Source organism: Geodermatophilus sp. SYSU D01119, from assembly GCF_054049975.1.
This window is the reverse complement of record NZ_JBJGYL010000001.1, coordinates 194,515-208,094: the sequence shown is the minus strand read 5'-3', so window position 1 is coordinate 208,094 and position 13,580 is coordinate 194,515. Positions and strand designations below refer to the sequence as shown.

General features: G+C 76.7%; 9 protein-coding genes. 8 read left to right on the top strand and 1 reads right to left on the bottom strand.

Annotated elements, in window-relative coordinates; genetic code table 11:
* Nucleotides 1-8: 8 nt before the first annotated feature.
* Nucleotides 9-989 (top strand): ribose-phosphate diphosphokinase, encoded by a 981-nt coding sequence (locus tag ACI79X_RS00965; RefSeq protein WP_073418578.1) that lies wholly within the window; start codon nucleotides 9-11, stop codon nucleotides 987-989.
* Between the two features lie 15 nt (nucleotides 990-1,004).
* On the opposite strand, the gene ACI79X_RS00960 is transcribed toward ACI79X_RS00965, so the two are convergent.
* Entirely contained in the window at nucleotides 1,005-1,886 is an 882-nt protein-coding gene (locus tag ACI79X_RS00960; RefSeq protein ID WP_457023543.1) for a hypothetical protein, read from the bottom strand.
* 306 nt (nucleotides 1,887-2,192) lie between these two features.
* Here ACI79X_RS00960 and ACI79X_RS00955 point away from each other — a divergent pair, with 306 nt between their 5' ends.
* From ACI79X_RS00955 to ACI79X_RS00925, 7 genes are all read left to right on the top strand, one after another.
* Nucleotides 2,193-2,897 (top strand): 50S ribosomal protein L25/general stress protein Ctc, encoded by a 705-nt coding sequence (locus ACI79X_RS00955; RefSeq protein ID WP_457023542.1) that lies wholly within the window; start codon nucleotides 2,193-2,195, stop codon nucleotides 2,895-2,897.
* A 101-nt stretch (nucleotides 2,898-2,998) separates the two neighbouring features.
* Entirely contained in the window at nucleotides 2,999-3,556 is a 558-nt protein-coding gene (gene pth, locus ACI79X_RS00950; RefSeq protein WP_457023649.1) for an aminoacyl-tRNA hydrolase, read from the top strand.
* Between the two features lie 164 nt (nucleotides 3,557-3,720).
* Entirely contained in the window at nucleotides 3,721-5,223 is a 1,503-nt protein-coding gene (locus tag ACI79X_RS00945) for a sugar transferase (protein ID WP_457023541.1), read from the top strand.
* A 145-nt stretch (nucleotides 5,224-5,368) separates the two neighbouring features.
* Nucleotides 5,369-6,655: a DUF1972 domain-containing protein gene (locus ACI79X_RS00940; RefSeq protein WP_457023540.1), complete on the top strand. Its 1,287-nt coding sequence runs from the start codon at nucleotides 5,369-5,371 to the stop codon at nucleotides 6,653-6,655.
* The gene (locus ACI79X_RS00935; protein WP_457023539.1) at nucleotides 6,652-7,401 is read left to right on the top strand and encodes a CDP-alcohol phosphatidyltransferase family protein; all 750 of its coding nucleotides are present in this window, start codon (nucleotides 6,652-6,654) and stop codon (nucleotides 7,399-7,401) included. The genes ACI79X_RS00940 and ACI79X_RS00935 overlap by 4 nt, the downstream gene beginning before the upstream one ends.
* The gene (locus ACI79X_RS00930) at nucleotides 7,398-8,057 is read left to right on the top strand and encodes a hypothetical protein (RefSeq protein WP_457023538.1); all 660 of its coding nucleotides are present in this window, start codon (nucleotides 7,398-7,400) and stop codon (nucleotides 8,055-8,057) included. Before ACI79X_RS00935 ends, ACI79X_RS00930 begins: the two co-directional genes overlap by 4 nt.
* Nucleotides 8,058-8,295: 238 nt before the next feature.
* On the top strand, nucleotides 8,296-13,506 hold the full coding sequence (locus ACI79X_RS00925) for a PKD domain-containing protein (protein ID WP_457023537.1): 5,211 nt from the start codon (nucleotides 8,296-8,298) through the stop codon (nucleotides 13,504-13,506).
* Nucleotides 13,507-13,580: the final 74 nt, after the last annotated feature.

Here is a 13,580-nt window from a genome sequence, read left to right as displayed (position 1 = left end):
CACAGCCGATGAGCGCGATCCGGCAGACCACCAGCAAGAGCCTGATGCTCTTCTCCGGCCGGGCCTACCCCGAGCTGACGGCGGAGATCGCCGGCCACCTGGGGGTCACGCCGACGCCGACGGCGGCCTACGAGTTCGCCAACGGGGAGCTCTTCGTCCGGTTCGAGGAGTCCGTCCGCGGCTGCGACGCGTTCGTGGTGCAGAGCCACACGGCGCCGATCAACACCTGGCTCATGGAGCAGCTGATCATGGTCGACGCGCTCAAGCGCGCCTCGGCCAAGCGGATCACCGTCGTCGCGCCGTTCTTCCCCTACGCCCGCCAGGACAAGAAGCACCGCGGCCGCGAGCCCATCTCCGCCCGCCTGGTCGCCGACATGTTCAAGACCGCCGGCGCCGACCGGCTGATGACCGTCGACCTGCACACCGCGCAGATCCAGGGCTTCTTCGACGGCCCGGTCGACCACCTCTTCGCCCTCGAGCTGCTCGTCGGCCACGTCAAGGAGCGCTGGGGCGACCGCGACATCACCGTCGTCTCGCCCGACTCCGGCCGGGTCCGGGTCTCCGAGCGCTGGACCGACGCCCTCGGTGGCGTCCCGCTGGCCTTCATCCACAAGACCCGCGACCCCATGCGGCCCAACGAGGTCAAGGCCAACCGCGTGGTCGGCAACGTCGAGGGCCGGGTCTGCATCCTGGTCGACGACATGATCGACACCGGCGGCACGATCGTGAAGGCCGCCGAGACGCTGTTCGAGGCCGGCGCCTCCGACGTCATCGTCTGCGCCACCCACGGCGTGCTGTCGGGCCCCGCCGTCGACCGGCTCAAGAACAGCCAGGTCAGCGAGGTCATCGTCACCAACACGCTGCCCATCGAGCCGGCCCGCCTGTTCGACAAGCTCACCGTCCTGTCGATCGCCCCGCTGCTCGCGCGGGCGATCAAGGAGGTCTTCGAGGACGGCTCGGTCACCAGCCTCTTCGGTGGCGCCAGCTAGTCAGCGGGCCCGCGCTCACCGGGCGTACGCGGGCGCGAGGGTGCGCCGCTGCCGCTCGTCGAGCCCGCGCCAGGCGAGGGAGCGCAGCGGCTCCTCCACCGGGGGGACCGGGATCGTCGACGTCGGCGTGCGCGACGTCCAGGTGAAGGTCACCGAGTAGCGGTCCCGCCGCCGCGGCGGCATCGCCCGGTGGAACACCGCCCGGGTGTCGGCCACCACCGCCGTCCACCGCGGCCCGGTCGCCTGCCGCCACTCGCTCTCGGGCACGTGGGCGCGCACGTCGTCGTCGCCGACGAAGCCGGTCACGTAGCGCAGTTCCCGGGTGAGCCGCCGGGTGGCGTCGCGCGGGACGTACTCGAACGGGCCGGTGTCGAGGTCGACGTCGTCCAGCCACACCAGGACCTTGAACACCCGGTGGTCCTCGATGTCGCGGTGCCACTGGCGGACGCCGACCGTGCGGCCGGTGGCGACCTCCCGGCGGACGTCGGCGCCGTGGTAGCGGGCCGGCAGGCCCAGGTGGGACTCGACGAGGTCGAGCACCTCCGGCGCCAGGCCCCACTGCCACACCTCGGGACAGGACAGCACGGCCTCCAGTGGCGGGCGCACGGTGTCGCCGTCGGCCGGCCGGCGGGCGAGCCCGTCGGCCAGCCGGGTGAGGCCCGCGCGGAGCTCCGCGGTGCGGGGGAGCCCCAGCCCGTCGAGGGTCGTGATCGCGACCCCCTGCTCGCGCAGGGTGGTCACCAGCGACGCGTGCGCGGGCGGCAGGGAGGGGAGCAGCGGCTCGTGCCGGCGCAGCCGCCGCTGCCAGCGCCGGTGGGCGAGGGACCGGGCGGCCGGGACCCGGCCGACGAGCTCGCGCCTGGCACGGTCGCGGGCGCGCGTGAGGACGGGGAGCACGGTCCCTCCTGAGGGGGTGTGGGGTGTCCCGGTGGCGTCCGGCGACCGGCGCCGCGCGGGACGGTAGCGCTGCCCGACCACCGGCGGAACCCCCTCCGGCGAGGGAACCCGCAGGTCAGAGCCGGGATCGAGGAACCCGCCGGTACCGGACGGCGTGGGTCCGTCACGGCGTCGCGTAGGATGGGCAGTCGCCCGGCGAGGGAGGCGGCCCGTCCGCACTCCGTGATCGACGTGCGTGTGCTCCCCGCGAGGTGTGCCGCGCCCGGCCGCCGGCACACCGGCCGTACCACCTGAGGAGCACACACCGTGGCTGACTTCCGCCTCGTCGCCGAGGCCCGCACCGAGTTCGGCAAGGGCAGCGCCCGCCGGACCCGCCGCGCGGGCCGCATCCCCGCCGTCCTGTACGGGCACGGCCAGGACGTGGTCCACCTGTCGCTGCCGGCCCGCGAGTTCGCCGCGGTCCTGCGCAACGGCGGCACCAACGCCCTGATCACCGTCGTCCTCGACGGCCAGGAGCACCTGGCGCTCACCAAGTCCGTGCAGCGCGACCCGCTGACCCGCGTGCACGAGCACGTCGACCTGCTCGTCGTCCGCCGCGGCGAGCGCGTCACCGTCGACGTCCCGGTCGCCGTCGTGGGCGAGGCCGCCGCCGAGACCCTGGTCAGCGTCGAGCTGAACACCGTCTCGGTCGAGGCCGACGCCACCGCGATCCCCGAGACGGTCGAGGTCGACGTCACCGGCCGCGAGGCCGGCAACGGCGTCACCGCCGCCGAGCTGTCCCTCGCCGGCGGGGCGACCGTGCTCACCGACCCCGAGGCGCTGGTCGTCAACGTCCTGGCCGCCCCGACCGCCGAGCAGCTCGACGCCGAGCTCGCCGAGGCGGAGGCCGAGGCCGGCATCGAGCGCGAGGAGTCCGCGCCGGCCGCCGAGGGCGTCGGCGAGGGCGACGTCGTCCCCGAGCCGCTGGACCAGGGCAGCGGCGAGTCGATCGAGTCGACCGAGAACAGCTGAGGTCCCCGCTGACCGAGAGCACGTCCCGCAGGGGCGCCGGCGCGACCGCCGGCGCCCCTGCGGCGTCCCCGCCGTCGGAGGGACCCCTCCTCGTCGTCGGGCTGGGCAATCCCGGCCCGTCCTACGCGGGCAACCGGCACAACGTCGGCGCCATGGTGCTCGACGAGCTGGCCTCCCGGATCGGCACGCGGCTGTCCCCGGGGAAGGGCAAGCGGGCCCGCACGCTGCTCGGCGAGGGCCGCCTGGCCGGCCGCCGCGTCGTCCTCGCCCGGCCGACCACGTACATGAACGAGTCCGGCGGCCCCGTGCGCGGCCTGCTCGACTACCACTCGATCCCCGCCACCGACCTCGTCGTCGTGCACGACGAGCTCGACATCCCGTTCGCCGCGGTGCGGCTCAAGCGGGGCGGCGGGGAGGGCGGCCACAACGGGCTGCGCTCGATCAGCCGGTCCACCGGCACGCGCGACTACCTCCGGGTCCGGGTCGGCATCGGCCGGCCACCGGGCCGGCAGGACCCCGCCGACTTCGTCCTCAAGGACTTCTCCGCCACGGAGCGCAAGGAGCTCGACCTCCTCGTCGCCGAGGCCGCCGACGCCGCCGAGGAACTGCTGGCGCACGGCCTCGAGGCGGCGCAGAACGTGGTCCACCCCCGCACCTGATCTCTCCCCTTCGGGTGAAGGGTCACTCTCCGCATTGACCCACCCGTGACGCTCTGTGAGTGTTCCTCGTGCGTCGGGGGACGTGACGCCGGGATCGGCGGCGCGACGATGCACGGTCAGTGACGATCGTCTCTCCCACGCACTGAGCGTGACGAGGGGGAGACGTGCTGCTGGACCACTCCGCACCCGCCGGGGGGGCCACCCGGACCCTGCCGGTGCCCCGCCCGGCCCCCGGGACCGCGCGCCCGCTGCGCGCCGTCGGCCGCGTCCCCGCCCGCCGCTGGGCCGGGCGCTACAGCGCCGCGCTGCACCTGCTCGACGGGAGCGCCGCCGTCCTGGCCACCGGGACCGTGCTGCTGGCCTCGCCGCTGCCGCTGACGGCCGGCTCGCCCCTGGTCCTCACCGCCGCCGCGCTCGTCGTCGCCTGGCCGCTGCTGCTCCTCGGCACCGGCGCGCACGAGGAGCGCGTCTTCGGCACCGGCAGCGACGAGTACCGCACCGTCGGCCGGGCCGGCTTCCTGCTCCTGGCGCTGGCCGCCGTGGTCTCCTTCGCCGCACAGTTGGAGCTCAGCCGCGCGCTCGTCCTCGGCGCCGTCCCCGCCCTCACCGTGCTCACCCTCGCCGGCCGGGTCGCCGCCCGCTGCGTCCTGCGCCGGATGCGGGCCCGGGGCGCGGCCACCAGGCGCGTGGTCGTCGTCGGCCGGGACGGCGCGGTGGTCGAGCTCGCCGGCGCCATCCGGCGGGAGGGATACGCCGGGCTGGAGATCGTCGGCGCGTGCGTGACCCCCGACGGCCGGGCCCGCGTCGCCGACGCGCTCGGCGTGCCCGTCGGGGGACTCGACGACGTCGCCGCGACCGTCGCCCGGCTCGGCGCCGAGGCCGTCGCGGTCACCTCGGCCAGCGAGACCGCCGCCGAGTACCTCCGCCGCCTGTCCTGGCAACTGGAGGGCACCGGCGTGGAGCTGCTGGTCGCCCCCGGCCTCATCGAGGTCGCCGGACCCCGGCTGCACATCCGCCCGTTCGAGGGCCTGCCGCTGCTGTCGGTCGAGCAGCCCCGCTTCGAGGGCTGGGGCCGGCTGGTCAAGGGCGGCGTCGACCGGCTCGCCGCCGCGCTCGGCCTGCTGCTGCTCGGCCCGCTGATGCTCGCGCTCGCCCTGGCCGTGCGGCTCGACAGCCCCGGCCCCGTCCTCTACCGCCAGGAGCGGGTGGGCGTGAACGGCGCGCGCTTCACCATGCTCAAGTTCCGCAGCATGGTCGTCGACGCCGACCGGCAGATCGAGGCGCTGCGCGCGCAGAACATCTCCGACGGGCTGCTGTTCAAGATGCGCACCGACCCGCGGGTCACCCGCGTCGGCCGGTGGCTGCGCCGCCTGTCGCTCGACGAGCTCCCGCAACTGCTGAACGTGCTCGGCGGCTCCATGTCGCTGGTCGGCCCGCGCCCGCCGCTGCCCCGCGAGGTCGCCGGCTACGACTCCTCGGTCAGCCGGCGGCTGCTCGTCCGGCCCGGCCTCACCGGCCTGTGGCAGATCTCCGGCCGCAGCGACCTGTCGTGGGAGGAGTCGGTCCGCCTCGACCTGCGCTACGTCGAGAACTGGTCGCTGGCCCTCGACGCGCTGATCGTCGCCAAGACCTTCCGCGCCGTGCTCAGCCGCTCCGGCGCCTACTGACCGCCCCGTCCCCCTCGTCTCACCCCCGCGCCACCCGCGCGGGGGAGGAGGGGCGACCCCCGCACTCCGCACGATCGAGGGACGGCTGCGCACCGGGGCCGGCCCGACGCACCCCTCCGCAGCCACCGACCCGAGGACGGAACCGATGAGCCAGCTGAGCATCGCCCTGGTGGGGACCCGCGGGGTGCCGGCGCGGTACGGCGGCTTCGAGACGGCGGTCGAGGAGGTGGGCCGCCGGCTCGCCGACCGCGGCCACCGCGTCGTCGTCTACTGCCGGACGACGCCGGGCGCGCAGGGGCAGCCGCCGGCCGAGCACCTCGGCATGGAGCTGGTGCACCTGCCCGCCGCGCGCCGCCGGGCGCTGGAGACGCTCAGCCACACGGCGCTGTCGGTCCGCCACCTGGTCGCCCACCGCACCGACGCCGCGATCGTGTTCAACTCGGCGAACGCGCCGCTGCTGCCCGCCCTGCGCGCCGCGCGCATCCCCGTCGCCACCCACGTCGACGGCCTGGAGTGGAAGCGCGCCAAGTGGGGCCCGGTCGGCCGCCGCTACTACCGGGTGGCCGAGGCGCTGGCGGTGCGCTGGTCCGACGTCCTCATCGCCGACGCCGAGGGCATCGCGGAGTACTACCGCGAGGCCTTCGCCGCCCCGACGACGCTGCTCACCTACGGCGCCCCGCTCATCGCGCCCGGGTCGCACCGGCTGGCCGAGCTGGGCCTGGAGCCCGGCGGCTACCACCTCGCCGTCGCCCGCTTCGAGCCGGAGAACCACGTCGACGTGGTCGTCGAGGGGTACGTGGCCAGCGACGCCGCCAAGCCGCTGGTCGTCGTCGGCTCGGCGCCCTACGCCGACGCCCACACCCGCCGCATCCACGCGCTGGCCGACGACCGGGTGCGCTTCCTCGGTGGCGTCTGGGACCAGGAGCTGCTCGACCAGCTCTACGCCCACTGCGCCACCTACCTGCACGGCCACTCGGTGGGCGGCACCAACCCCTCGCTGCTGCGCGCCATCGGCGCCGGCGCCGCGGTGACCGCCTTCGACGTCGACTTCAACCGCGAGGTCGTCCGTGACTCGGGCCGGTTCTTCCGCACGCCCCAGGACGTCGCGCGGGAGCTCGCCGCCGTCGAGGCCGACCCCGAGGGCACCCGCCGCGCCGGGCGCCGGGCCCGCATCCTCGCCGCCCGCTACGACTGGGACGAGGTGGCGAGCGGCTACGAGGAGCTCGCCCGGCGGCTGGCCGCGCGCGACGTCCCGCGCCGCCGGCCCAGCGGCCGCCGCCGCCCGACCGCGGCCGACCTGCCGCTCGCCCCGCCGCCGGTCCCGGCCCGCCCGACCGCCCCGGCGGTCCCGGACAACGTGGTGGTCCTGCCGACCGCGCCGGTGCCGGCACCGGCGCCGGGCTGGGGCACCCTCCCGGCGGGCCAGCAGTGACCGCCGCGGTCCTGCCCGCCTCCGGCGAGACGGTCGCCGCGACCGTCCGCCGGCTGGCCGGCGCGCAGAAGGGCGCCCAGGGCGCCCCGGCCTACTCGCGGTTCGTCAACCGGCCGCTGGGCCGGGTGCTCGCCGCGCTGGCCTTCCACGCCGGGCTCACCCCCAGCGCGGTGACGGCGGTCAGCGCCGTCTGGACGGCGGCCGGCATCGCGCTCGTCGCCGTCGCGCCGCTCGGGTGGGCCACGGGTGCCGCGGTCACCGCCTGCCTCGTGCTCGGCTACGCGCTCGACTCCGCCGACGGGCAGCTCGCCCGGCTGCGCGGCGGCGGGTCGCCGGCGGGGGAGTGGCTCGACCACGTCGTCGACAGCGCCAAGATCGCCAGCATCCACCTGGCGGTGTTCCTCGGCCTGTCCCGCGTGGACGGGATCGGCCGCGGCTGGCTGCTGGTCCCGCTGGCGTTCTCCGTCGTGGCGGTCGTGCACTTCTCGGCCACCCTGCTCAACGAGGCGCTGCGCGCCCAGCACGGCGTGCGCACCCGGGCGGCCCGCTCGGACGACCGGCCCAGCGTGCTGCGCTCGCTGCTCGTGGCGCCCACCGACTACGGCGTCCTCTGCCTGGTCTTCGTCCTGCTCGGCGCCCCCGCGGTCTTCCTCGGGGCGTACGGGCTGCTCGCCCTCGGCACGGCCGGCTACGTCGTGCTCGCCCTGGGCCGCTGGTACCGCGAGATGGGAGCACTGCCCCGATGAGTCCCCGAGACGCCGCGCGGCCGGCACCGCCGACGCGCCGCCGCCTGGTCGCCGGCGCCGTGGCCGCGGTCCTCTGCGCCGCCCTCGCCGCGCTCGTGGTGCTGGCCGGCCGCGGCGACGACGGCAGCGCCGCGGCCGCCCCGGGCACCCCGACGGCCAGCGTGCCGACGGAGGTCGTCCGGCCCACCGCCCCGGTGCCCGCGCCGCCGCCCACCCCCGAGCCCACCGGCCCCACCGAGGACGCCACGGCGCTGCCGCCGAGCCTCGCGCCGGTCGCCTTCACCGAGGTGGCCGCCGTCGGCAACGGCGTCACCGCGACCGTCGAGGACCTCGAGGCGGTGCGGGGCAGCGCCCAGGGCCCCGGCCAGGTCGCCGGCCCCGCCGTCCGGGTGACGGTGCGGATCGTCAACGGCACGGACGCGCCGCTGTCGCTCGACGCGGTCGCCGTCGACGTGACCTCCGGGCCCGACGCCACCCCGGCGTCACCGCTCGAGGACCCCTCGGCCGCTCCCTTCGCCGGCACGGCCGGCCCGGGGGAGTCCGCCGTCGGCGTCTACGTGTTCACCGTCCCGGAGGACCGCCGCGACGCGCTGACCGTCGCCGTCGGCTACCAGGCCGGCGCGCCCTACCTGGTGTTCACCGGCCCGGCCGACTGAGCCCTCCCCGTCGACCCACCCGGCGCCCGCCGGTCCCTCCCGAGGGGCCGGCGGGCGCCGTTCGTCGTGCCCGGGGCCCGGGCGGGGCCGGTCACACCGAGTGACCCCTCGGGGTGAGCGGCGGGCCCCTGACGTGCTTGATCGCCGGATCGGGTGATCGTCAGGCCGGTCACTGCCTGTCATCGTCACTCTCGGTACAGGCGGCTCCGCGCCGTCCGCGAGACCTGGGGGAACGAACATGTCAGCACCCGTGCGCCGTGCGGCCGCACCCCTGCGCGCCGTCGCCGGAGCGCTCAGCCTGCTCCTCGTCGCCGGCGTCCTCGGCCTGCTGGTGCCCGCCGCGGCCCGCGCCGACCCCGCGCCGCTGGACCCGGCCACCCCGGCCACGGTGACCGCCGACGCGCTGCCGACCGTCCAGGTCGACGGCGTCGTGTGGTCGCAGGTGACGGTCGGCGACACCGTCTACGTCGCCGGGAGGTTCGGTACCGCCCGGCCCGCCGGCGCCGCCCCCGGCACGCAGCTGACGACCCGCAACAACCTGCTCGCCTACGACATCCGCACGGGCGCGCTGGTCACCTCCTTCGCCCCCGACCTCAACGGGCAGGCGCTCACCGTGGCCGCCTCGCCCGACGGCCGGCGCGTCTACGTCGGCGGCGACTTCACCCGCGCCAACGGCCAGGTCCGCAACCGCGTCGCCGCCTACGACACCGCCACCGGCGCGCTCGTGGCGAACTGGGCGCCCAGCGTGTCCGGCCAGGTGCGCGCGATCGCCGTCACCGGCTCCACGGTCTACCTCGGCGGCCAGTTCGCCGCCGTCGGCTCGGCCAGCCGCACCCGCCTGGCCGCCGTCTCCGCCGCCACCGGCGCGCTCCTGCCCTGGGCGCCCGTGCCCGGCACCGGCCCCACCACCGGCAACCGGCTGCCGCTGTTCGACGCCGCCGGCAAGCCGATCCCCGGCACCTCCGACACCGCCGCCAACGCCCGGACGAGCAACGACGTCCTGGCCCTCGCCGTCACCGGAGGCGGCAGCCAGGTCGTCGCGGCGGGCCGCTTCTACTCGATGAACGGTGCCGTGGCCACCGGCGTGGCCGCCCTCGACCCGGTCAGCGGCGCCAACCGCCCCTTCGCGGTCAACCAGCTGATCACCAACCAGGGCGTCAACTCCGCCGTCTACTCGCTGTCCACCGACGGCACCACGGTCTACGGCACCGCCTACGACTACTACGGCCCCGGGAACCTCGAGAGCGCCTTCGCCGCCACCGCCGACGGCGGCCGGCTGGTCTGGGCCAGCAGCTGCCGCGGTGACACCTACAACAGCTTCCCGATGGGCGGCGCGCTGTACCTGGCCTCGCACGCCCACGACTGCGCCAACGTCATCGACGGCTTCCCGGAGCAGAGCCCCCAGGTGCACCGGCACGCCACCGCCTTCAGCCGCGCGGCGGCCGGCAACGGCTGGGGCTTCACCGTGAGCAACGCCAACTTCGCCTTCGCCCCGGCGCCGGAGCTGCTGGCCTGGCACCCGACCCTCGCCGTCGGCACGGCCACCGGGCAGAGCCAGGCCGCCTGGTCGATCACCGGCAACGGCACCTACCTGTCCTACGGCGGGGAGTTCCCGAAGGCCAACGGCACCGCCCAGCAGGGCCTGGTGCGCTTCGCCGTCACCGGCACCGCGCCCGGCCGGGTCGGCCCCACCGCCGGCGGGCTCACCCCGACCCTGGTCAGCACCGCCCCCGGCACCGTGCGGATCAGCTGGACCGAGAGCACCGACGCGGACAACGAGAACCTCACCTACCGCGTTTACCGCGATGGCGGCACGACGCCGATCGCCGAGGTCACCTCGTCCTCGACCTGGTACGACGTCTCGCGGCAGGCGGTGACCGACCGCGGCGTGCCGGCCGGGACGCACACCTACCGGATCGGCGTGGTCGACCCGCAGGGCAACCGCAACACCGGGCCGACCGCGTCGGTGACCGTGGCCGCGGGCACCTCCGCCACCCGGTCCTGGGCCGAGCTGGTCCGGGCTGACGGCGCCACCGCACTGTGGTCGCTGGGCGAGGCCTCCGGCACCGCCTACGACGCGGTCGGCGGCAACGACCTCACGGTCAACGCCGGCGTGACGCGGGGGGCCGCGGGCGCCATCGCGCAGGACGCCGACACCGCCGCGGTGTTCTCCGGCTCCACGAGCGGCTTCGCGGCCGCGCAGGCCCGCGTCCTCGGCCCGCAGACGTTCAGCCTCGAGGCGTGGTTCTCCACCACGACGCGCGCCGGCGGCAAGATCGTCGGGTTCGGCAACTCGGCGACCTCGCTGAGCGCCAACCACGACCGTGCCATCCACATGGACGCCTCCGGCCGGCTGAACTTCGGTCTGTGGCCGGGCGCCACGCGGGTGGTCACCAGCCCCTCGGCCTACAACGACGGCCGCTGGCACCACGTCGTGGCCACCGTCGGCGCGGCGGGCATGACCCTCTACGTCGACGGCCGTGAGGTCGGGGCCCGTACCGACACCACCGGCGGGCAGCCCGGCTACGGCTACTGGCGCATCGGCGGGGACAGCACCTGGTCCGGCGCGCGCTTCTTCACCGGCCGCATCGACGAGGTCGCCGTCTACGGGACGGTCCTCCCGGCGGCGCGCGTCGCCGACCACTTCCGGGCCGGCAGCACCGGCGCGGCCGTGAACCTCGCCCCGACGGCGTCGTTCACCTCCTCGGTCACCGACCTCACCGCCGCCCTCGACGCCTCGGCCTCGGCCGACGCCGACGGCACCGTCGCCTCCTACGCCTGGCAGTTCGGCGACGGCACGACCGGCACCGGCCGCACCGCGACGCACGCCTACACCGCCGCGGGCACGTACACCGTCACGCTCACCGTCACCGACGCCCAGGGCGCCACGGGCACCCGCAGCGTCCCGGTCACGGTGACGGCGCCGCCGGCCGGCGTGGGCTCGATCGCGGCCGACGCCTTCGGCCGGGAGCTGACCACGGGCTGGGGGACCGCCGACCGGGGCGGCGCCTGGACCGTCACCGACGTCCCCGGGGCGGCCACCGTCAGCGCCGGCACCGGCCGGCTGACCGCCGCTCCCGGTGGCGCGGCCGCCGCGCGGCTGGCCGGCGTCTCCCGCGGTGACGTCTCGGTGCAGGCCGACCTGGCCGTGCCCGCCCTGCCGACAGGCGGCGGCGCCTTCGCCTCCCTGGCGCTGCGCCGGGTCGGCACCAGCGACTACCGGGCCAAGCTCTGGTACCGGGCCACCGGCGAGGTGACCCTGACCCTCGTCGCGGTCGTCGACGGCACCGAGCGGGTGCTCGGGACCGCCGAGGTGCCCGGCCCGGTGGCCGCGGGCCAGGAGCTGACCCTCCGGCTGGAGGCCCAGGGCACGGGGACCACCGCGCTGCGGGCCCGGGTCTGGCGGGCCGGCGCGGCGGAGCCCGCCGCCTGGACGCTCACGGCGACCGACGGGACCCCCGGGCTGCAGTCGCCCGGCGGCCTCTACCTCTACTGGTACGGCTCCGGCAGCGCGACCGCGCCGATGACGCTGCAGGTCGACGACCTGCGCGCCGAGCCCGCGGGCACCGTCGTGGTGGTCAACCAGGCGCCGACGGCCGCCCTCTCGGTGGCGGCCGACGCGCTCACGGTCACCGCGGACGGCTCGGCCTCGGCGGACGCCGACGGGTCGATCCGGTCCTTCGCGTGGGACTTCGGGGACGGCGGGACGGCGACGGGCCCGCAGGCCACGCACGCGTACGCGGCCGGCGGCACCTACACCGTGCGGCTCACGGTGACCGACGACCTGGGCCTCACCGGCACGGCGACCCGCCAGGTCACCGTCACCGCGCCCCGGCCGCCGGCGGCCGGCGTCCTGGCGGCGGACGCCTTCGAGCGGCAGCTGACCTCCGGCTGGGGCCGGGCCGACACCGGCGGGGACTGGACGACCACCGGGACGACGTCGGTCACCGACGGCCGGGGCCGGCTGACGGCCGCCGCGGGCCGGAACGCCGCGGCGACGCTGACCGGCCTCGACCGGACCGACGTCTCGGTGCGGGCGACGCTGACCGTCCCGCAGGCCACGACCGGCGGCGGCACCTACCTGAGCCTCGCCACCCAGCGCGTCGGGACCACCGACTACCGGCTGAAGCTGTGGTACCGCGCCACCGGTGAGCTGCAGGTCATGCTCGTGCGGGTGGTCGGCGGCGCCGAGACCGTCCTCGGGGGCACCTCGCTCGCGGGCGGCTGGACGCCGGGCCAGGCGCTGGAGGTCCGCTTCGCGACGTCGGGCACCGGCCCGACCACCCTGCAGGCGGCGGTGTGGCGCGCCGGAGCGGCCGAGCCCGCGGGCTGGCTGCTCGAGCGGACCGACGCGACGGCCGAGCTGCAGCGCCCCGGCGCGGTGTACCTCTACGCCTACACGTCCGGCAGCGCGACCGCCGCGACGACGGTGCAGGTCGACGACGTGCGCGTCACCGGGGCCGGCGCCCCCGTCCCGCCGGCGAACGCCGCCCCCACGGCCGCGTTCTCCGTGGCGGCCGACGGGCTGGCGGTCACCGCGGACGGCTCGGGTTCGGCGGACCCCGACGGGTCGGTCCGGTCCTTCGCCTGGGACTTCGGGGACGGCGGGACCGCGACGGGCCCGACCGCCGCGCACACCTACGCCACCGCGGGCACCCACACCGTGCGCCTCACCGTCACCGACGACCGGGGCGCCACCGGGACGACGACCCGCGCGGTGACGGTGACCGCGCCCGCGCCGGCTCCCCAGCCGCAGCCGCAGCCCGAGCCCCAGCCCGACCCGCAGCCGCAGCCCGTCGACGCGGCGCTGGCCGCGGACGCCTTCGGCCGCGAGCTCGCCCAGGGCTGGGGGACCGCCGACCTGGGCGGCGCCTGGACCACCGGCGGCCCCGCGGCGAACGCCTCGGTGAGCGGTGGGGCGGGGGCCCTGGCCGGCTCGCCGGGCCAGACCACGACGGCGCTGCTGGGCGCCCTGAGCAGCACCGACGTCGCCGTGCAGGCCACGCTGGTCCTGCCGTCGGCGCCGACCGGTGGCGGCACGTACCTGAGCCTGGCGGCCCAGCGGGCCGGCACGAGCGACTACCGCGTCAAGCTGTGGTTCCGGTCGACCGGCGAGGTGCAGGTCATGCTCGTCCGGACCGTCGACGGCGCGGAGACGATCCTCGGGGGCTACACCCTGCCCGGCGGCCACACCCCCGGTCAGGCGCTGACCGTCCGGTTCGAGACGAGCGGGTCGGGCACCACCACCCTGCGCGTCAAGGCGTGGGCGGCCGGTACCGCCGAGCCGGCGGCCTGGGCCCTGACCCGGACGGACTCGACCGCCGGGTTGCAGCGGCCGGGCGCGGTGCTGCTGCACCAGTACGTGTCGGGCAGTGCCACCGCACGCTCCACGGTCCGGGTCGACGACCTGTGGGTCGGCCCGGCCGGCAGCGCCCCCACGGCCCCGTGACCGCCGCGCCCGTCCTGCGGGCGGCGGGCGTCCCCGGGCCCGGCCGTGTCCGGCCGGTCCCGGGGGCACCGGCG

Excerpts from the sequence above, each read along its gene's own strand:
- ACI79X_RS00965 (WP_073418578.1), top strand. The coding sequence starts at position 9 with ATGAGCGCGATCCGGCAGACCACCAGCAAGAGCCTGATGCTCTTCTCC.
- ACI79X_RS00940 (WP_457023540.1), top strand. The coding sequence starts at position 5,369 with ATGAGCCAGCTGAGCATCGCCCTGGTGGGGACCCGCGGGGTGCCGGCG.
- ACI79X_RS00930 (WP_457023538.1), top strand. The coding sequence starts at position 7,398 with ATGAGTCCCCGAGACGCCGCGCGGCCGGCACCGCCGACGCGCCGCCGC.
- ACI79X_RS00925 (WP_457023537.1), top strand. The coding sequence starts at position 8,296 with ATGTCAGCACCCGTGCGCCGTGCGGCCGCACCCCTGCGCGCCGTCGCC.